This window comes from Pseudomonas sp. JAI111, assembly GCF_024809425.1.
GTDB lineage: Bacteria > Pseudomonadota > Gammaproteobacteria > Pseudomonadales > Pseudomonadaceae > Aquipseudomonas.
Genome location: NZ_JANUCB010000004.1, coordinates 346,001 through 364,479, shown reverse-complemented (window position 1 = coordinate 364,479; position 18,479 = coordinate 346,001). Strand labels below are relative to the sequence as shown.

19 protein-coding genes and 1 pseudogene are annotated in these 18,479 nt (G+C 59.1%); 11 read left to right on the top strand and 9 right to left on the bottom strand.

Translation table 11 applies throughout. The features are described 5' to 3' along the window. The first annotated feature begins 457 nt into the window (after nt 1–457). A pseudogene (locus tag HNR03_RS15780) lies at nt 458–818 on the top strand (DUF6124 family protein). Between the two features lie 104 nt (nt 819–922). Here HNR03_RS15780 and HNR03_RS15775 read toward each other — a convergent pair. Continuing rightward, the gene (locus HNR03_RS15775; RefSeq protein ID WP_259154537.1) at nt 923–1,819 is read right to left on the bottom strand and encodes a LysR substrate-binding domain-containing protein; all 897 of its coding nucleotides are present in this window, start codon (nt 1,817–1,819) and stop codon (nt 923–925) included. A 132-nt stretch (nt 1,820–1,951) separates the two neighbouring features. On the opposite strand from HNR03_RS15775, the gene HNR03_RS15770 reads away from it, so the two are divergent. Genes HNR03_RS15770 through HNR03_RS15760 form a run of 3 tightly spaced genes read left to right on the top strand, consistent with a single transcriptional unit; the run spans nt 1,952 to nt 4,206 of the window. Then, nucleotides 1,952–2,968 carry an aldo/keto reductase gene (locus HNR03_RS15770; RefSeq protein WP_259154536.1) on the top strand — a complete coding sequence of 339 codons (1,017 nt, stop codon included), beginning with the start codon at nt 1,952–1,954 and terminating at the stop codon, nt 2,966–2,968. 2 nt (nt 2,969–2,970) lie between these two features. Further along, nucleotides 2,971–3,768 carry an SDR family NAD(P)-dependent oxidoreductase gene (locus HNR03_RS15765; RefSeq protein ID WP_090184933.1) on the top strand — a complete coding sequence of 266 codons (798 nt, stop codon included), beginning with the start codon at nt 2,971–2,973 and terminating at the stop codon, nt 3,766–3,768. 27 nt (nt 3,769–3,795) lie between these two features. After that, nucleotides 3,796–4,206 (top strand): SRPBCC family protein, encoded by a 411-nt coding sequence (locus HNR03_RS15760; RefSeq protein ID WP_259154534.1) that lies wholly within the window; start codon nt 3,796–3,798, stop codon nt 4,204–4,206. A gap of 135 nt (nt 4,207–4,341) precedes the next feature. On the opposite strand, the gene HNR03_RS15755 is transcribed toward HNR03_RS15760, so the two are convergent. Together HNR03_RS15755 and HNR03_RS15750 are read right to left on the bottom strand one after the other, a co-directional pair. Beyond that, the gene (locus tag HNR03_RS15755; RefSeq protein WP_259154533.1) at nt 4,342–5,736 is read right to left on the bottom strand and encodes a HAMP domain-containing sensor histidine kinase; all 1,395 of its coding nucleotides are present in this window, start codon (nt 5,734–5,736) and stop codon (nt 4,342–4,344) included. Further along, nucleotides 5,714–6,397: a response regulator transcription factor gene (locus HNR03_RS15750; protein WP_010455216.1), complete on the bottom strand. Its 684-nt coding sequence runs from the start codon at nt 6,395–6,397 to the stop codon at nt 5,714–5,716. Before HNR03_RS15750 ends, HNR03_RS15755 begins: the two co-directional genes overlap by 23 nt. Before the next feature lie 177 nt (nt 6,398–6,574). Here HNR03_RS15750 and HNR03_RS15745 point away from each other — a divergent pair, with 177 nt between their 5' ends. Together HNR03_RS15745 and HNR03_RS15740 are read left to right on the top strand one after the other, a co-directional pair. After that, on the top strand, nt 6,575–6,883 hold the full coding sequence (locus HNR03_RS15745) for a hypothetical protein (RefSeq protein ID WP_259154727.1): 309 nt from the start codon (nt 6,575–6,577) through the stop codon (nt 6,881–6,883). A gap of 183 nt (nt 6,884–7,066) precedes the next feature. Beyond that, entirely contained in the window at nt 7,067–8,002 is a 936-nt protein-coding gene (locus tag HNR03_RS15740; RefSeq protein WP_259154530.1) for a hypothetical protein, read from the top strand. Between the two features lie 265 nt (nt 8,003–8,267). Here HNR03_RS15740 and HNR03_RS15735 read toward each other — a convergent pair whose 3' ends face one another. After that, nucleotides 8,268–10,079 carry a monovalent cation:proton antiporter-2 (CPA2) family protein gene (locus HNR03_RS15735; protein ID WP_259154528.1) on the bottom strand — a complete coding sequence of 604 codons (1,812 nt, stop codon included), beginning with the start codon at nt 10,077–10,079 and terminating at the stop codon, nt 8,268–8,270. Nucleotides 10,080–10,261: 182 nt separating this feature from the next. Between HNR03_RS15735 and HNR03_RS15730 the strand changes: the two genes are divergently transcribed. Continuing rightward, entirely contained in the window at nt 10,262–11,176 is a 915-nt protein-coding gene (locus HNR03_RS15730) for a LysR family transcriptional regulator (protein ID WP_259154526.1), read from the top strand. Here the strand turns inward: HNR03_RS15730 and HNR03_RS15725 are convergent. Both HNR03_RS15725 and HNR03_RS15720 read right to left on the bottom strand, forming a co-directional pair. Further along, nucleotides 11,166–11,942 carry a substrate-binding domain-containing protein gene (locus tag HNR03_RS15725; RefSeq protein WP_222587167.1) on the bottom strand — a complete coding sequence of 259 codons (777 nt, stop codon included), beginning with the start codon at nt 11,940–11,942 and terminating at the stop codon, nt 11,166–11,168. The two genes, HNR03_RS15730 and HNR03_RS15725, sit on opposite strands and share 11 nt — an antisense overlap. Nucleotides 11,943–11,963: 21 nt before the next feature. After that, nucleotides 11,964–13,256 (bottom strand): MFS transporter, encoded by a 1,293-nt coding sequence (locus HNR03_RS15720; RefSeq protein ID WP_259154522.1) that lies wholly within the window; start codon nt 13,254–13,256, stop codon nt 11,964–11,966. A 267-nt stretch (nt 13,257–13,523) separates the two neighbouring features. Here HNR03_RS15720 and HNR03_RS15715 point away from each other — a divergent pair, with 267 nt between their 5' ends. Beyond that, on the top strand, nt 13,524–13,832 hold the full coding sequence (locus tag HNR03_RS15715) for an RcnB family protein (RefSeq protein WP_222587165.1): 309 nt from the start codon (nt 13,524–13,526) through the stop codon (nt 13,830–13,832). Nucleotides 13,833–13,842: 10 nt separating this feature from the next. Here the strand turns inward: HNR03_RS15715 and HNR03_RS15710 are convergent, their stop codons facing one another. Continuing rightward, nucleotides 13,843–14,916: a sensor domain-containing diguanylate cyclase gene (locus HNR03_RS15710; protein ID WP_259154520.1), complete on the bottom strand. Its 1,074-nt coding sequence runs from the start codon at nt 14,914–14,916 to the stop codon at nt 13,843–13,845. Between the two features lie 159 nt (nt 14,917–15,075). Here HNR03_RS15710 and HNR03_RS15705 point away from each other — a divergent pair, with 159 nt between their 5' ends. The 3 genes from HNR03_RS15705 to HNR03_RS15695 all read left to right on the top strand — a co-directional run bounded on the left by HNR03_RS15705 (nt 15,076) and on the right by HNR03_RS15695 (nt 16,906). Then, a complete protein-coding gene (locus HNR03_RS15705) occupies nt 15,076–15,798 on the top strand; it encodes a hypothetical protein (protein WP_259154519.1) in 723 nt (240 codons plus the stop codon). Nucleotides 15,799–15,841: 43 nt separating this feature from the next. Beyond that, nucleotides 15,842–16,351, top strand: a complete 510-nt coding sequence (locus HNR03_RS15700) for a hypothetical protein (RefSeq protein WP_259154518.1) — start codon at nt 15,842–15,844, stop codon at nt 16,349–16,351. 216 nt (nt 16,352–16,567) lie between these two features. Further along, nucleotides 16,568–16,906, top strand: a complete 339-nt coding sequence (locus HNR03_RS15695; protein WP_259154517.1) for an FKBP-type peptidyl-prolyl cis-trans isomerase — start codon at nt 16,568–16,570, stop codon at nt 16,904–16,906. Between the two features lie 100 nt (nt 16,907–17,006). Here the strand turns inward: HNR03_RS15695 and HNR03_RS15690 are convergent, their stop codons facing one another. Beyond that, on the bottom strand, nt 17,007–17,246 hold the full coding sequence (locus HNR03_RS15690; protein ID WP_259154516.1) for a pyocin S6 family toxin immunity protein: 240 nt from the start codon (nt 17,244–17,246) through the stop codon (nt 17,007–17,009). Between the two features lie 93 nt (nt 17,247–17,339). Next, nucleotides 17,340–18,392, bottom strand: coding sequence for a D-cysteine desulfhydrase family protein (locus HNR03_RS15685; protein ID WP_259154515.1), 1,053 nt, complete (start codon nt 18,390–18,392; stop codon nt 17,340–17,342). Nucleotides 18,393–18,479: the final 87 nt, after the last annotated feature.

Below are 18,479 nucleotides of genomic sequence, written 5' to 3'. Positions count from 1 at the left end.
GGAGCGTAGGAACGATCATTGCGAGCCCGATTTGGTCAGTACTTTCCTGAGCGTCTCCGGAAAAGGAGGCGCATTTATTTTTCAGTCTGGTCCGTGGTGTATGGGCGCGGGGCGGGTTTTAAACGTCGATGTTTAATCGACATCTCCAGACACTCTCTCAGGCTACACATCCTTGCGTCGTTGCCTACGTCTGCGCCAGAATCCGCCGGCTTGTGCGCCTTGGGCCTGGACTCTATCGTTTCCGGGTCGCTGCCAATTCAGCGTCCGGACTTGACCGTCCGAATCGATCAAGGCGTACCAGTGGCCAAGAAAAGCTCCAGGCTTTTTGCGGTGGCTGTGCGAGGGACACTTTCGAGTGTGCCGGATTCCTTGATTTCCGGTCGGTCAACCCGCGTACAGCTGCCACCTTTCGTTTGACCGCGTCAGGTCGCAGCTCCACCAATCAAGGAGCTTCACTGTGTTCAAAGCCACCCCCAATCCTCCGGATATAAACGACGTTTCTCCGTACGAATCCCCCCGACTCCAAAAAATTCAACGAAGCCGCCGACCGCGCACTCGACCATTACCTCAACCCCGCCAAGGCACTGGCCGCAAGAAAACCCAGCACGATGTTCCTCATCGCGCCCGATATCGATTCGGAAAGCCTGTTGGCTCACGCCTGCGAGTCCATGGCCTCGGCGAGTGTGATGGCGAGTGATTTTGCCGGGGAGCTGCAAGGGCCGCAGCGCCACAAGATGCTGGCGTTGCAGCAGATCATCATGCTTGGCGAGCTGGCGGTGAACCGGGCGCTGGATAACGTCGATCCGCAGGACGCCTGACGAGATCGTTCCCACGTCATGCCTCAAGGGACGCTCCGCGTTCCAGGTCGGGAAAGGGACGTGGAGCGTCCCGGGCTGCATTCCCACGCAGAGCGTGGGAACGATCATGGCGAGCCCGGTTCTGTCAGCACTTTCCTGAATGTCTCCACCAGCGGCCGCAGATTGATCCGGTGCCACGCCGCCCAAAGTGGCGTGGTGAAGGAAATCCACGGCACTTCCCGCAACACCACGCCCGGCGGTGCGTTGCGGCTCAAGCCTTTCTGAATCATCGCAATCCCCAGCCCCGACGCCACCAGCCCCAACGCGGTGAAGGGCTCGGTGGCTTCCATGCGGATGTCCGGGGTGAAACCGGCGCGGATGCAGGCGCTGATGAAGTCGTCGCGGCTGGCATCGTTCTGGCGGTGTTGCACGCCGATCCATTCTTGATCGGCCAGGTCGGTCGGCGTCATTACAAGCTGTTTAGCCAGCGGGTGATGCTCGGGCAGGGCGAGCAGCATTGGGTCGTCCAGCACCTGGAAACCCAGCAGGTCCGGATCATCGGCCACGGGCGGTTCGCCAACCAGGGCGATGTCCAGGCTACGCTGACGCAGGCCTTCGAGTTGTTCGGCAGAGCTCAGGTTGTACAGCGCGACGTGCACGTTCGGCCGGTCGACGCGCAGTACGCGCAGGGCGTTGGGCAACACGCCGGCGTGCATGGCGTTTTCAATGTAGCCAATGCACAAGCCGCCTTCTTCGCCACGGCCCAGGCGCTTGCCCAAGGATTCCAGGCGATTGGCGTGGGTCAGCAGGGCGCGGGTTTCGGCGAGGAAAGTCTGGCCGTCGCGGGTCAGGCGGATGCGCTGCTGGCTGCGCTCGAACAGAGTCAGGCCCAGACGTTCTTCAAGCTGGGCGATCTGCCGGCTCAGGGGCGACTGGGAAATGTGCAAACGTTCGGCGGCGCGACCGACGTGTTCTTCTTCGGCGACGGCAACGAAGTAGCGCAATTGACGGATGTCGATCATGTCAGACCTATCGGGACTTAAGTGCTGCGCATTATGTCTTGGACGGTCCGATCATCGCAATCTAGGATCTGCTCATCGGTCACCTGCACCACTTGATGAAGGGCGACCTCTGAAACTGACGAGGATTGAACCATGAGCTTGAAAGACAAACTGCCCGGCGCGCTGGGCTTCGGTACGGCGCCATTGGGCAACATGTTCCGCGCCATTCCTGAAGAAGAGGCGCTGGCCACCGTGCACGCCGCGTGGGATGCCGGCGTGCGCTACTTCGACACCGCGCCGTTTTACGGTTCGGGCCTGTCGGAGATCCGCCTGGGCGCTGCGTTGGCCCACTACAACCGCGACGATTACGTGCTGAGCAGCAAAGTCGGGCGGGTCATCCTTGATGAAGTCGAAGACACCGCTGCCCGCGACCTCGGCGAGAAGAGCGGGGTATTCGAGCACGGTCGCCCGAACAAGATCGTCAACGACTACAGCGCCGACGCGACCTTGCGCTCCATCGAAGACAGCCTCAAGCGTCTGCAGACCGACCGACTGGACATCGTCTGGGTGCACGACATTGCCCAGGACTTTTATGGCGATCAGTGGCTGGAATACTTCAACCAGGCCCGCACCGGCGCATTCAAAGTGCTGACCCGGTTGCGCGAAGAAGGCGTGATCAAGGGCTGGGGCCTGGGTGTGAACAAGGTTGAACCTTGCGAGCTGACCCTTGATCTGACTGAAGCGCAGCCGGACGGCTTTCTGCTGGCGGGTCGCTACACTCTTCTCGACCATGATCGTGCCTTGCAGCGTCTGATGGACGCCGCCCTGGCGCAGAACGTCGAGATCGTGGTTGGCGGTCCTTACAGTTCGGGCATTTTGGCCGGTGGTACGCACTTCGAATACCAGAAAGCCAGCCCGGCGATCATCAACAAAGTCGAGCAGATCAAACGTATCGCTGCAGCCCACGGTGTCGACATCAAGGCCGCTGCTTTGCAATTCTCGTTGGCGAACCCGGCGGTGGCCGCGGTGATTCCAGGCTCCAGCCGTCCGGACCGGATTGCTGAAGACGTGGCCGCGCTGTTGGCGGTGATTCCCGCCGCATTCTGGCAAGCGATGCGCGAGGCGAAACTGGTTTCTGACCGTGCGCCATTGCCGATCACAGGAGCATGAGCATGAAAATCGATTTGACTGGAAAACTTGCCATTGTCAGCGGCAGCACCGCCGGGATTGGCCTGGGCATCAGCAAGGCACTGGCCGAATCCGGTGCCACGGTGGTGGTGATCGGTCGCGAGACGGCCAAGGTCGAACACGCACTGGCAAGCATCCGCCAGAGCGTACCGGACGCGCAACTGCGTGGCCTGACCGCCGACCTCGGCACGGCTGAAGGCGCTGAAAAGCTGTTCGCTGCCGAACCCCGCGCCGACATCCTGGTGAACAACCTCGGGATCTTCAATGACGTGGATTTTTTCGACACGCCGGACAGCGAGTGGACGCGTTTCTATGAGGTCAATGTGATCTCTGGTGTGCGCCTGTCACGGCATTACGTGCCGGACATGGTCAAGCAGGGCTGGGGGCGGGTGATCTTCCTGTCCTCGGAGTCCGGCATCGCGATTCCGGCCGACATGCTCAACTACGGCGTGACCAAGAGCGCCAACCTGGCGGTGTCCCACGGCCTGGCCAAACGGTTGGCTGGCACCGGCGTGACGGTCAATGCGATCCTGCCCGGCCCGACGCTGACCGATGGCCTGGAGCAGATGCTCAAGGACGCCACTGACGCGTCGGGGCGTAGTATTCGCGAAGAAGCCGATGCGTTCGTGCGCAAGGCCCGGCCGACGTCGATCATCCAGCGCGTGGCGAATGTCGAGGAAGTCGCCAATCTGGTGGCCTACATTGCTTCGCCGCTGTCCTCGGCCACCACGGGCGCGGCGCTGCGGGTCGATGGCGGTGTCGTCGACAGCATGGCGATTTGAAATTTATTAATTAAGAGAGAGGACTACATGGCAACTGCATCAGCATTCATTGATATCCCGGCGTCGGCCGATCAGGTGTGGCAATTGATTGGCGGCTTCGACACGCTGCCGGACTGGCTGCCGTTTATCCCGAAAAGCGAACTGAGCGAAGGCGGGCGGGTGCGCAGCCTGCAAACGGCGGACGGCGCGGTGGTGGTTGAGCGCCTGGAGGCGTTTGATAACGCCGGGAAGACTTACAGCTATTCGATTGTGCAGGCGCCGTTTCCAGCGACTGAATACCTGGCGACTATCAAGGTGGAAGCACAGGGCGAGGGCGCCCGGGTGACGTGGTCGGGCCGGTTTACGCCGGTTGGGGTGAGCGAGGCAGAGGTCGAGGCGTTGTTTGCCGGGATTTATCAGGGCGGCCTCGAAGCGCTTCGAGCCAACTACCCAGCCTGAAAACACCATAATTCCCCTGTGGGAGCGGGCTTGCTCGCGAAGGCGGTCTTACAGTCGACGATGATGTCGCCTGATCTACCGCCTTCGCGAGCAAGCCCGCTCCCACAGGGGAGCTTCTTTGTCTGGGAGAATGGCTTAGGTCTGGGACATCAGGCTTTGCTGGCAATCTAGGGTCAATCGCGCGCCGCCGAGTTCGCTGGTGCCCACTTCAAGCGCAAAACCATGCAGGCTGGCGATCGCCGCAACGATCGAGAGGCCCAGGCCGAAGCCGTTTTTCTGATTGCCACCGTCCGCCCGATAAAAGCGCTGGAACACCGCTTCGCGTTCGCTTTTCGGGATGCCGGGGCCTGAATCGAGCACTTCGATTCGCGTGTGCCCAGCCACATTGATCCCACGCAAAATCACTTCGCCGCCCGGCGGAGTAAATTTGATGGAGTTGCTCAACAAGTTCGCCACAGCCTCAAACAACAGCGCGCGATCGCCAATCAACGGTGGCAGCGATGCCGGTAATTGCAGCGTGAACACCAACTCGCCTTCCTCCGCCAACGGCAGGTAGAAGTCGTGCAATTCTTGCAGCAGCGGCACCGGGTCCAGCTGCACAAAACCGGAGCGGCGCTGTCGGTCCTCCAGTTCGGAAATCCGCAACAAGCCACGAAACCGCGCCATCAAGGTGTCGGCTTCAGCGAGCACTGAATCCAGCTGCACGGCCAGCGTCGAGCCTTCATCCGCCTGCTGTTGAATCCGGTACAACTGCGCGCGCAGGCGGGTCAGCGGGGTGCGCAGGTCATGGGCGATGTTGTCGCACACACCCTTGACCTCGTTCATCAGGCGTTCGATGCGTTCAAGCATGGCGTTGACGATGGCGGCGAGCATGTCCAGCTCATCGCGGCGGTTGGACAGGGGCAGGCGCCGGGTCAGGTCGCCAGCGACGATGGCTTCGGCGCTCGCTTGAATCGCACGAATGCGTCGCAACGGGCGCCGCCGCAACAGGTGCCAGCCTACGATGCCGGGCAGAATGGTCAGCGTCACACCCCAGAACAACGCATGCAGAATGATGCGGGTCACGGCGAACAACGAACCGTTGTCGCGCACCAGCACCAGCCAGCGACCGTCCCGGGTCTGGGTCGCTACAGCGTCACAACTGTCGGCGGGCAGGCTGGGGTCGTCGGATTCGGCGCAGTCGCTGAGTATGTGGATCTTGCCGTCCAGCGGCAAACCTTCGGGGATGCTCTGCATCGCCCCGCTGAGGTAGCGGTGCTGGGCATCGAACAGGCCATAGGCGTCAATGCCGCGAATGTCGAAGGTCATGCTGACGGCGAGGGCGTCCAGCAGTTGCTCGCCCTGAAAATGCGAAAACAGGTGCTGGCGTTGCATCAGCGAGTGCTTGGCCAAATTGTCCAGGTAAGCCGAAACCTCGAAATACATGACCCCCATGAGGATCCCGCTCCAGAGCACGAACAGCGAACTGTACAGTGCGAGCAGGCGGCTGCTGGACGAACGCCAGCCTTTAGAGGGGTTCAGCAATGACATATCCCGAGCCTCGCACGGTGCGGATCAACGGGACTTTACCAGGTGGGTCGATCTTCTTGCGCAGGCGGCCGATGTGCACGTCGATCAGGTTGGTGCCGGGGTCGAAGTGATAGCCCCAGACTTCCTCGAAAATCATCATCCGCGACAGGATCTGCCCGGTATTGCGCATCAGGAATTCCAGCAGCTTGTATTCGGTGGGCAACAGCGTCAGCAACTGATCGTCGCGGCTGGCTTCGTGGCTGATCAGGTTCAGCTCAAGGTCGGCGACGCGCAACGTGGTCGCCTGAGCGGTCACGGTGTTCTGGCGACGCAGCAGCACTTCAACGCGCGCGGCCATTTCATCGGTGGCGAACGGCTTGGTCAGGTAATCGTCACCGCCAGCGCGCAAGCCACGCACCCGCTCGTCGACGTCGGACAGGGCGCTGATCATCAGAATCGGCGTGGCCACGCCCATGGTGCGCAACGTGGTGACAATCGCCAGGCCATCGAGCTCGGGCAGCATGCGGTCCAGCGTGATCAGGTCGTAATTGCCGCTGACCGCACGCTCAAGTCCTTCACGGCCATTGTTGACCCAATCGACGTCGAGGCCGTGGCTGCTCAGTTCGGCGACGATTTCCCGGGCGGTCACGGCGTCGTCTTCGATGGTCAAGATGCGGGTCATAGGGCGTGCCTGATAGTCAGTTCATGGCGGAGTGTGGGGGCATTTTGCCAAGAATTACTGGGGGCTGAATAAATTAACTTTCATGTTGCTTGAAGAGTCTGTGCAGAGCATTGATATCATACGGCCATAACTCATTCAGGAAACTGCGCTGTGCTTACTTTGAATCGTCGCGGCGGGATGCCGATTACAGTGTTTTTGCTGTGCATTGCCAGCGCTTCCAGCTGGGCGGGTAATACACCGTGCTCGGGAAAAAAGGGCGGAATCGATCGATGTGACGGCGATCTGTTTCTGTGTAATGACGGATCTATCAGCGGTTCGAAGAAAAGTTGCTCGGCGGTGTATGGCGGCCAAAGCCAAGCCCGACCGCAAACCGTGTTACAGCGTAATGATGGCTGCGCCTGCGGCACCGGCTCGTTCTGCACTGGGCCCAGAGGCGGGGTCTATTGCCTCACGCCCAGCGGTAACAAGAGCTACAAGCGAAAGTAGTTAATCGCAGTGCATAAAACCCGCTGCAATTGCCCCTACCTTGCAAATTGCAATAAAACTGGAAGTTCAAACTTTATAAGCCATTGAAATGTAAGGGATTATTTAAATCTTGCGACTGGCACGGTGACTGCAATTCTTCTTCTGAAGAGTTGTAACACCATCTTTCTGCCTGGAGCGAAAACAATGAATAGATCCTCTGATGGTTTCTATCCCGATATAGAAGAATCAAGCACGCTGTCGGGGGTGTCCTGGGGTGCGATCTTTGCCGGGGCTGCTGCAGCGGCGGCGTTGTCGCTGATCCTCGTACTGCTCGGTTTCGGCCTTGGGTTTTCGGCGGTCTCGCCTTGGGCCCATGAAGGCGTGAGCGCCAAAGGCCTGGGGATTTCCACAATCGTCTGGCTGGCCGTAACGCAAATCGTGGCTTCCGGGCTCGGCGGTTATATCGCCGGTCGCTTGCGGGTGAAGTGGGCCAACATGCACGGCGATGAAGTTTATTTCCGTGACACCGCCCACGGCTTCCTGGCCTGGTGCGTCGCCACGCTGGTGACTGCGACGTTGGTCGTCGGTTCAGTCAGCAGCATCGTCAGCGGTGGCGTGCAAGCCGGCGCAAGCGTTGTCGGTGGTGCGGCCAGTGTCGCGACTCAAGCCGCTGGCACCGCCGCAGCTAAAACCGACAGTGACCAATATGGCTACTTCGTCGACACCCTGTTCCGCGATGATCGTCCTGCCGCTGTCAGCGATGACGCTGCCCGCAGCACCGTGACCCGGATCTTCGTGCGCTCCCTGAGCGATGGTCAACTGGCCCCCGCAGACCGGACTTACCTGGCTCAATTGGTCGCCCAGCGCACCAACCTGACCCAGGCCGATGCCGAGCGCCGTGTCGATGAAGTCTATGCCCGCACTCAAAAAGCTGTTGCCGACGCCAAACTGGCTGCCCAACAAGCTGCTGACACCGCTGCCAAAGTCGCTGCCTGGACGTCGCTGTGGATGTTCGTCGCCTTGCTGATCGGTGCGTTTTTCGCCAGCTTCGCCGCTACCTTCGGAGGTCGTCGTCGGGATGCCGTGGTGTATCTGGAATCCGACACTTACGTCACTACCGCTACCTTGCCAGTTCGCTAACCCAGGAGAATTCTCATGCGCTCATTACTGCTGTTCTTTCTCGGCGTGCCAATCCCGATCATCATCCTGATCGCCCTGTTCATGCATTGATTCTCTGAGGCTTATGCCTCTGCCGCTTCCGCCTCTGGTGGAAGCGGCTTTTTGCTTTCTGAGATCCAGTAACGCGACTTCGGGCCAGCTCGTTCCCACAGGGTTCTTGTGATCGGCACAAATCCCTGTGGCAGCGGGCTTGCCCGCGATGGCGGCAGACCAGCCGCCACATAGCCTAAACCTTACCGGCTTCCCGCTCCTCCATCTGATCCGCCTCAAACAATCTTACCAATTCCGCCCGCGCTTCCTGTGCCGTCTGCAAGACCTTCGCCGCATCGTCATACACCGCGTGCTGGGCTTCCAGCACTTGTTCATCGTGATGCTTGAAGCGCTTGATCCGCGCATCGGCCTGCGCCTGGGTCAACCCGAGGCCGACCAGGGTGCGCCGGCTCATTTCCAGGCTCGAATAATAGGTTTCCCGAATCGCCTCGGCGCCAAGGTCCATCAGCCGGTGCACATGCTGACGGTTACGCGCCCGGGCGATGATCTTGATGTGCGGATATAGCTTGTGCACCAGCTCGGCGGTCTTGATGTTGGTGTCCGGGTCATCGGTGGCGATGACAAAGTATTCCGCTTGCTCGACCTTGGCCGCGCTGAGGATTTCCGGACGCATCGGGTCGCCATAGAACACCGGCACGCTACCGAAACTGCGCGACAGTTCGATGGATTCCACCGAGGTGTCCAGCGCCACGAACGTGATGTTCTGCGCCCGCAGAATCCGCGCCACGATCTGCCCCATCCGGCCCATGCCGGCAATCACCACGCGCGGCGCGTCGGTGTCGATGTCGCGAAATTTCTCCGGCACTTCGACAGGCTGCACCTTGGGCGTATACAGCCGCGCGCACAGCAGCAACAACAGCGGCGTCACCGCCATGGACAGGGTGATGGTCAGCACCAGCAAGTCGTACAGGCGCGGTTCGAATAATCCCTGGTCGCGCCCGATCTTGAACACCACAAACGCAAATTCACCTCCGGCCGCCAGCACGATGCCAAGGCGAATGGCACTGACTTTACCCAAGCCGCCGGCCAGTCGACCGACCAAAAACAGCAGCGGTAATTTGAGGGCGATCAGCAGCAGGGTCAGCCCCAACACCGTGACCGGTGCGTTGAGCAACAGGCTCAAGTTGGCGCCCATGCCGACGCTAATGAAAAACAACCCCAGCAACAAACCCTTGAAAGGCTCGATCTGCGCTTCCAGTTCATGACGATATTCAGAGTCCGCCAGCAGCAACCCGGCGAGAAACGCGCCAAGGGCCATGGACACGCCGACCAGGTCCATCAGCCACGCCGTGCCGATTACCACCAGCAACGCGGTCGCCGTCGAGACCTCGGGCAAACCGGTCTTGGCCACCACGCGAAACACCGGTCGCAGCAGATACCGTCCACCGACCACCACCACCGCGATGCTACCCAACACCCGCAAACCGTGGTTCAAGTCGTCGGCGGCGGTGGAGGTGTGATCGCCGCCGGCCAAAAGCGGCACCATGGCAATCAATGGGATCGCGGCGATGTCCTGGAACAACAGGATCGCAAACGCCAGGCGTCCGTGAGGACTGGTCAGCTCTTTGCGCTCGGCCAGGCTTTGCAGGCCAAACGCGGTGGAAGACAACGCAAGGCCAAGGCCGAGCACGATGGCGCTGTTCAACGGTTGGCCGAAGACAAACAGCGCCAGCACGCCGATCACCGAACCCGTCAACAGCACCTGCGCCAGTCCCACGCCAAATACCGATTTACGCATCACCCACAAGCGGCGTGGTGACAATTCCAGGCCGATGATGAACAGCAGCAACACCACGCCCAACTCAGAAATATGGCTGACGCTCTGCGGATTACCGATCAACCCCAGCACCGACGGCCCGATGATCACGCCGGCAAACAGATAACCGAGTACAGCCCCCAGTTGCAGGCGTTTGGCCAAGGGCACGGTGAGCACGGCCGCGAACAGAAAAACGACGGCGGCTTGTAAAAGGTTGCCTTCGTGGGGCATGACGAACTCCAGACACTTGATACGGCGGGGCGACAAGGATAAAGGCTGAGGCTTCAGGCGTCAGCCGGAACATGAAGCGTTTCAGCTTGCAAGAAGACCAGGCGAATCTGGTTACATCTAGCATCAATTAGTTACATTCATAGGATAAGCTAATCAATCTGCATGTTTCTCGAGTACGCGATATGGCCATCAACTTCGACCTCAACGATCTGCAAGCCTTTCGCGCCGTGGTCGAGCAGGGCAGTTTTCGCAAGGCTGCCGACACCGTGCGCATCTCCCAGCCGGCACTGAGCCGGCGTATCGAAAAACTGGAAGACGCCCTCGGCGTACGCTTGTTCGAGCGCACCACGCGCAAGGTCAGCCTGACCCAGGCCGGGCGCGGTTTCATGCCGAGTGTCGAGCGCCTGCTCGATGATCTCGACATCGCGCTGCTGGGTATCAGTGAAGTCGCTTCGACCCGACTCGGCCATGTCACGGTCGCGTGTGTGCCGTCGGCGGCGTACTACTTTATGCCGCGAGTGATCGCCCGTTACCACCAGCAATTTCCCCGGATCAAAGTCAAAGTGCTGGATTCCAGCGCTCACGACGTGCTCGGTGCAGTGGTCAATGGCGAGGCGGATTTCGGCCTGAGTTTCATGGGCACACTGGAGGCCGAAGTCGAGTTCGAACCTCTGGTGCAGGAAGAGTATGTGGTGGCCTGTCGGCGCGATCACCCGTTGGCGGAGCGCAGCAGCGTGACCTGGGACGAGTTCTATCAGCAGGATTACATTTCGCTGGACAAGACGTCCGGCAATCGCTTTTTGCTGGATCAGGCGCTCAGCGGAATTGTCCCGCAGCGGCCGAGTATCTGCCAGACCCGCCATGTGACGACGATGATCGGTCTGGTGGAGGCGGGGTTGGGCGTGGCGGCGGTACCGTTGATGGCGATGCCGGCGGCCGATCACCCGATTCTGACACGGGTGCCGCTGACCAATCCGCAGGTGATGCGCAGTGTCGGCTTGATCAAGCGCCGGGGTCGAACCCTGACCCCGGCGGCGTTGGAACTGGAACGACTGGTGGTGGAGATGAAAGTCCAGCCGTCTGCGGTCAGCGGCTGACCGAATCCAGCCCGGTGGCCTTCACGTCCGATTGAGCGGCTGAGGAGGCCAGGTATTCAAGCAGCGCCTTGGCTTGCTCCTTGTGCTGCGCGCCTACCGGAATGCCAGCCGCAAAACGCGTCACCGACTGCACCGACTCCGGAATTTTCGCCACAAAACTCACTCCCGGCACGGGCAGCAGTTCGCTGACTTGCTGGAAGCCCAGTTGGTAATCGCCCGTGGCAACCACCGAACCGACCGGGATTTTTGGAATCATCTTCGACTTGGGCTTGAGTTGATCCTCGATGCCCAGGCGCTTGAACAGTTGCTCCTCGATGTACACGCCGCTGGCGCTGTCGGAATAGGCCACGGACTTCGCGTCGAGCAAAGTCTTTTTCAGTCCGTCGACAGAGCTGATGTCCGGCTTCGGCGCACCTTCGCGCACCACCAGGCCGATTCGTGAATCCGCCAGTTCGACCCGAGACGCCGGGTCGACTTTGCCTTGCTTGATCAAGTCGTCCAGGGCGTAGCCCACCATGATCACCACATCGGCCTGCTCACCACGCGCGAGTCGATTGGGGATCGCTTCCGGCGCCTTGCCCATCGACGGGCCAAGGGCGGTGTCCAGTGTGTTGCCCGTGGAGGCAGCGAATTTCGGGCCGAGGATTTTATAGGCGGCGGTGAACCCGCCGGAAGTCATCACGTGGATCTCTTCGGCCTGGGCGATGGTGCTCAGGCTGAGACTGGCCAGCAAAGTCAGGGCAGCAAAATTGAATAGTTTCTTCATTGTCATTTGTTCTCAAAGGGTTCAGGACATCGCCGGTTGCAGACGACCGGTCGAGCGGCGATAGAGATACAGCGTCGCGCACAACGCACAGAGCGCGGCGAAACTCATCCAGTAACCGGGCGCGGCCTTGTCGCCGGTGTACTGAATCAGGAAGGTCGACATCGCCGGGGTGAAACCGCCAAACACTGCGGTGGCCAGGCTGTACGCCAGGGAGAAACCCGCAACCCTGACTTCGACCGGCATGATTTCCGTGAGCGCCGCAATCATCGCGCCGTTGTACAAGCCGTAAATGAACGACAGCCACAGCAATACCAGCAGCATGTGCATGAAGCTCGGCGCGTTGACCAGGAAGGTCAGCGCTGGATACGCGGTGGCGAGGGTCAACAACGCCATGGCAATCAGCACCGGACGACGACCGATCCGGTCGGACAATGCACCGCCAATCGGCAACCAGAAGAAGTTCGAAACCCCCACCAGCAAGGTCACCAGCAACGCATCGGACGTGCTCAGGTGCAGCACGGTTTTGCCAAACGTCGGTGCGTACACGGTAATCAGGTAGAAGGCGGTAGTCGTCAGCGCGACCATCATCATGCCGGCGAAGACGATCACCCAGTTCTGCGCCAGTGTGCGGAACACATCGCCCATGCTCGGACGGTGTTTACGCGCGGCGAACTCTTCGGTTTCTTCCAGGTTACGGCGCAGGAAGAAAATGAACGGCACGATCATGCAACCCACGAAAAACGGAATTCGCCAGCCCCAATCGGCAATCATCGCCGGCGCCATCCACTGGTTCAGTCCATACCCCAGCGCGGCGGCGACAATGATCGCCACTTGCTGGCTGGCCGATTGCCAACTGGTGAAGAAGCCTTTGTTGCCGGGCGTGGCGATCTCTGAGAGGTACACGGACACTCCGCCCATTTCCGCTCCGGCAGAGAAGCCTTGCAGCAGTCGGCCGATCAGCACGATGGCAGGAGCGAACAGCCCGATGGTTTCGTAGCCGGGTACCAGCACAATCAGGATCGTGCCGCTGGCCATGATCGACAGCGTGACAATCAAACCTTTGCGCCGGCCCACATCATCAATGTAAGCGCCCAGCACTACGGCACCCAGCGGCCGCATCAGGAAGCCTGCGCCAAACACTGCAAAGGTCATCATCAGCGAGGCGAATTCGCTGCTGGCCGGGAAGAACACAGCGGCAATCTGCGTGGCGTAAAAACCGAAAAGGAAGAAATCGAACTGTTCGAGAAAATTGCCCGAGGTGACCCGGAAAATCGCACTGGCGCGGGAGCGCCCGGAAGGGATTGATGTTGTCATTGATCTGTACTCCACCGCTTTTATGACGTGCATGGCCTGGACGCAATGCACGGTTCTTATTGGGGCGAATGGTGGATCAGGGACATCGATATGATAAGTGCATTGTTGACATGCATTAATGCGTGAAGCGGATCAATGACAAGCGCAGATAGATGGGTTGCCGCTGCCGAGCCTGCGCTCGACTTCAAGGTGGCTAATAATTTTTCGAATGATCGAGCGTCTGGGCGGTCCCACTTCAGCTACCAAGAATTTACTGGAGGTTCATCAATGAACAACAAGACCCTTATCGCCAGCCTCGCCCTCGTTGCAGGCCTGGCCGGTATCGCCCCGATCGTTCAAGCGGATGACCCACCACAAAAAACCGTTCAGCCCGGCGTTAACAATGCCCGCAAGCTGGTGGTCGGCGACCGTGCCCCGGACATTTATCAACGCAGCGAAAAAGCCCTGGGCAACTGGAAACAGAAGGGCCTCAAAGCCCCGAAAGACCAGGCGCAATGGGTGCAGATCAATGACAAGTACATGATGGTGATGATTACCAACGGGATGATTGTCGATATCACGCCAGTGGAGCGATAGGCCGAAGCGGCTATTCGCTGTGAGCACGCATCAGGCTTTCGGTGCCCAACCGATACTGATTATTCCCACTGCGTTTAGCCTCATACATCGCCAGGTCGGCGATGTGAATCAGCCGGTCCATGCTCGGCGCATGGTCCGGGAACACCGCGACGCCAAGGCTGGTGCCGATGTGGCGTTGGTCGTTGCCGATGGTGATGGGCGGTGACAGTTCGATGAAGATTTTCTGGCAGATGTTGCGCGCTTCATCCTGCAGGCTGATGCCCTGGGGCAGCCCCTGCAGGATCACCACGAACTCATCGCCACCGATTCGCGCGACGGTGTCGGTCGAGCGCAGGATTTTCTTCAGGCGTGTGGCGGTCGTGATCAGCACCCGGTCACCCGCGGCATGGCCATAGTGGTCGTTGATGGCCTTGAAACCATTCAGATCGACGAACACCAGCGCCACCCTGGTTGCGCTGATACGCGCCTGTTCCAGTGCCTCGGACAAGCGTTCCTCAAGCACCAGGCGGTTGGGCAGTCCGGTCAGCGGATCGTAATGGGCCAAATGTTGCAGGTAGCTGGCCGAGGCTTTTTCCTCGGTGATGTCGCGCACTACCCCCATCATTTTGACGGTGGCGTCATGGTCGTTCTTGACCACGTTGCCGGTCTCGCGCAACCAGCGAATGGTGCCGTCGGGCCAGACGACGCGGTATTCCTCGTCATGGTTTTCACCGGTTTGCAGGCAACGCAATTCCCCGGCCCGCACCTGAGCCCGGTCATCGGGGTGTACGCAGGCACAAAATAGCGCGTAGGAGGGCGTCACCTCGCCGATCTTGAAGCCGAACATGCCGTAGATGGCGTCCGACCAGTAGAGCTTGTCGGTGTCGACATCCCAGTCCCAGGTGCCGATGCGGGCGAAATACTGGCTGCGCTTGAAGCGTTCGGCATCACCATCCTGACGTAGCGTCTGGCGCTCGGACAGGCTGGCGATCAACGCGCGTTGCTCGGCCAGCTGCCTTTGCAGCGAGCGCTCGCGGCAGATCAGCAGGGCGATCAGGGCAATCATCACCGAGCCGATGGCAGCGCTGGTCCAGACAAAATTCATTCAGGCGTTGCCATCGTTGTGTATTAACCATGAAGGGAGATGCCTCATAGATTAGTTCAGACGCGCACCGAGTAGCAGTCGCTTTCTCTTCAGCGGACGCTAGACTTTATAGGCACGTTATCAGCATCGTGATCGTCCGCCCGGCAGGGAATCATCACCATGACTCAGGTCAACGCATCGGCCGCTGTGCCTCCGCCTGCGCCGGAGAGTTCGCAATTGTCGACCCACTTCGGCGGTCCGACGTTGTTGTTCGGCGCTTACCTGTTTTTTTATTCATGGCTACACCTGTTTTATTACTTCAAGACGTTCGGCATACCGTTGGTGTCGCTCGATATCTCGCTGTACTTCTATCTCGCCTTTGCCTGGACGGTCGCGAAACAGTTTGGTCTCTGGTACCTGATCGGCGGCGCCCTCGTTTATGTCTTGCTCAACAGCGGTTGGTCTTCGGATGAGAGGCCAATTCCCTACTTCCTGCACAAAGTGTTGTTTACGGTATTTCTGATTGTCGGCCTGTGGGGAACATCAGTGCTGGCCGAGCACTTCGGCACTCTCCAGGCTCAGCAAGTGCGCGACGGCGGGGTATTGCGCCCGATTCGCCTGCATTTCGACGAAAAGTACGTAAAGAGTTATCCGCCTGAACTGATGATGGCCACGGCCAGCAAGGACGGCGGGATAAAAGAGGCGGTGTTGCTGATTGAAACGGCTGCGACCTATTACGTGCTGGTGCAAAAGGTACTGGTGAAAACCGATAAGCAGCCACAACGTTACGATTCATTCGGCACGGTGTATCAAGTGCCGAAAAAGCAGGTGACCTACATCGAAATCGACGTTCCCAACATGCCACGCGTAACCCGGACGTTGTTTACTGACAAGTTCCTGTAATGACTCATTCTGGACTTATGGCAGGTGCGCTATGACCAGACGAATGATGGTGCTGTCGCTGGTTTTTTTAGCCAGCGCGACGAAGGGCGAGGAAATATTGTTGATGCCCAGTGGCGAGCAATACCTGGGCAACCAGACGGTGGACCATTCGGGCATCTTCGTCGATTGCGACAAGCGACCCCACAGTTCGGCGGACGGCAAGATCCAGCCGACCAGTCAACGGTGTACGAACAGCCAGGAGATTATTGTGGCGACGCCGCCGCTGATCACCCGTTCCCCGCTGGAGGTGGTGAGCGTCGACCCCAAAGACAAGAAAATCCAAGTCATGGAAGGGAACATGCTCAAGACCCTGGACCTGAAAGGTTTTACAGACTTTCATTGGTTCGATTTCAACAAGGGCGACCAGATCGGCATTGTCACCGACCAGAAAAGCAGCCTGGGCAAGTGGATCTTTCCAGAAGCCATATTTGGCAAGGACTTCGCCGTCGATGCCAAGGCCAAGGAAGAAAAAAAGGTCGAGGCGCAGGTGCCAAATCCTGATAAAGGTGCGTGAAACTCAAAAGATCGCAGCCTCGTTTCACTCGACAGCTCCTACAGGGACCCGGCATCCCTTGTAGGAGCTGTCGAGTGAAACGAGGCTGCGATCTTTTATTTCTTCCGGCGCAAAACGAAATACTTTCGATCCCCACCGATTGCCATTCAAGGCAGATTCTGCGAAAACCTCCGTCCGCGCCCTCAAGACCCGGGCGACAGTAAACGAGTACGACGCATGAATGACGAACTGCAAATCATCGACCTTCAACCAGGCGACGGCAAAGCCGCCGTCAAAGGCGCGCTGATCACCACTCAATACCGCGGATGGCTGGAAGACGGCACTGAATTTGACTCTTCCTACAGCCGCGGCAAGCCGTTCCAGTGTGTGATTGGCACCGGAAGGGTTATCAAAGGGTGGGATCAAGGGATCATGGGGATGCAAGTCGGTGGCAAGCGCAAGCTGCTGGTGCCGGCGCATCTGGCCTACGGAGAGCGCACGATGGGCGCGATCCCGCCGAATTCGAATCTGATTTTCGAGATTGAGTTGTTGGAAGTGCTGACGCGTGATGATTGAGTGTGTGGTTTTAGTGACGGGGCATGCCGTAATTTCGCATCGCCCCGTGGTGCGGGGTAGCGATGCCTAACCTGATAGCGAGTTCGATTTAAGCAAAATTCTACCCCCGCACCCCGATGAACAGTTCCAGCTCTGTCGGTAGCTGTTGATTGATAACTTCAGCGATCTTTTGGGCTTGCTCGTCGGTCAGGTGCGTTTCGCCGTCCGCTGCTTCATCAAGACTTTTCCAGCCGAGCACATCCAATATTGCGCTTTCACACTCAGGTCGAACGGTGTGTTCGAACTTCAGGAAGTCACCCGCTTCATCACCTTTCAAAAATCCGCTTATCCATAAAAACATAAAGAATCCTCAATTGATTTCAAAGCGATGCGGACGCTATATCAATAGGGATTGGATAGATGTAGGACGGATCTGAAACGCGGGCCGTTTTTTTCAGTTGGCCTTACTAGCCAACGCTTGTTGAAAAGTTTCCCGATACGCATACAAACCCGGTGTTCCCCCGGTCATGACAAACAACACATTGTCCCCGGAACGAAAATGCCCTTGTCGGATATCGGCCAACAACCCGGCGAAGGCTTTTCCGGAATACACCGGGTCGATCAACAACCCTTCGGCGCGAGCCATCAGGCATACGGCTTCTTGCATGGACGGTGTCGGCAACCCGTATCCGTCGCCCAGCTGACTGCCGTCAATGTTGATTGCTTCAGCCGTCACAATGGCGTCGCTGCCCATCAACGCCAGGGCGTCCTGGGTCAATTTCAGGGTCCTGGCGGCTGACGAGTCGCGATCGGACAGCACTGAGTACGACTTGACGATTGAAGTGCCGCGATCCAGCAATTCAAAGCCTGCCGCCAACCCGGCGTGAGTGCCCGCGCTGCCGTTGGGCACCACGACCTGGTTGAATGTCAGGCCGAGTTCGGTTTCCTGCTGCGCGATTTCCGACGCGCAGCGTGCATAACCGAGGCTGCCCAGCGGCGTCGAACCGCCCGTGGGTATCACCAGCACTTTGCGTCCCGAATCACCTAGTTGTGCGGCGCGAATGTCGGCTTGAGCGAGCGAATCGCTACCCTTGGCGAGCACCCGGATGTCTGCGCCGAACAACTGATCGAGCAGGACGTTGCCGTTCAGCTCGTAGTCCACTTCGTCTTTGGGCACCGCACGGGTCAGGATCAATTCGCAGGCAAGGCCCAGGCGGGCGCACACCGCTGCGGTCAGCCGCGCGTGGTTGGATTGCAGGCCGCCGACGGTGATGACGGTGTCGACGCCGGCCTCAAGCGCGGCGCCAATGTGAAATTCCAGTTTGCGCAGTTTGTTGCCGCCACCGCCGATCAGCATGTGATCGTCACGCTTGAGATACAGGCCGATGCCCCGCGACTTCAAATCCAGCCATTGCTCCAGGCGTTCAGCCCTCTGAATCGGCGTAGGGCCTTGCAACAGGTCGACCCGTGCAAAAGAACTCAGTGACTTGTCCAGTAGGGTTTGCATCAATGGCGCCTCGTTGTTCACTTTATTAAAGTGACTCTAGGGAGAAAGCCTCGGGTGATAAACGCATCGCCGGTTATTACTCCTTTA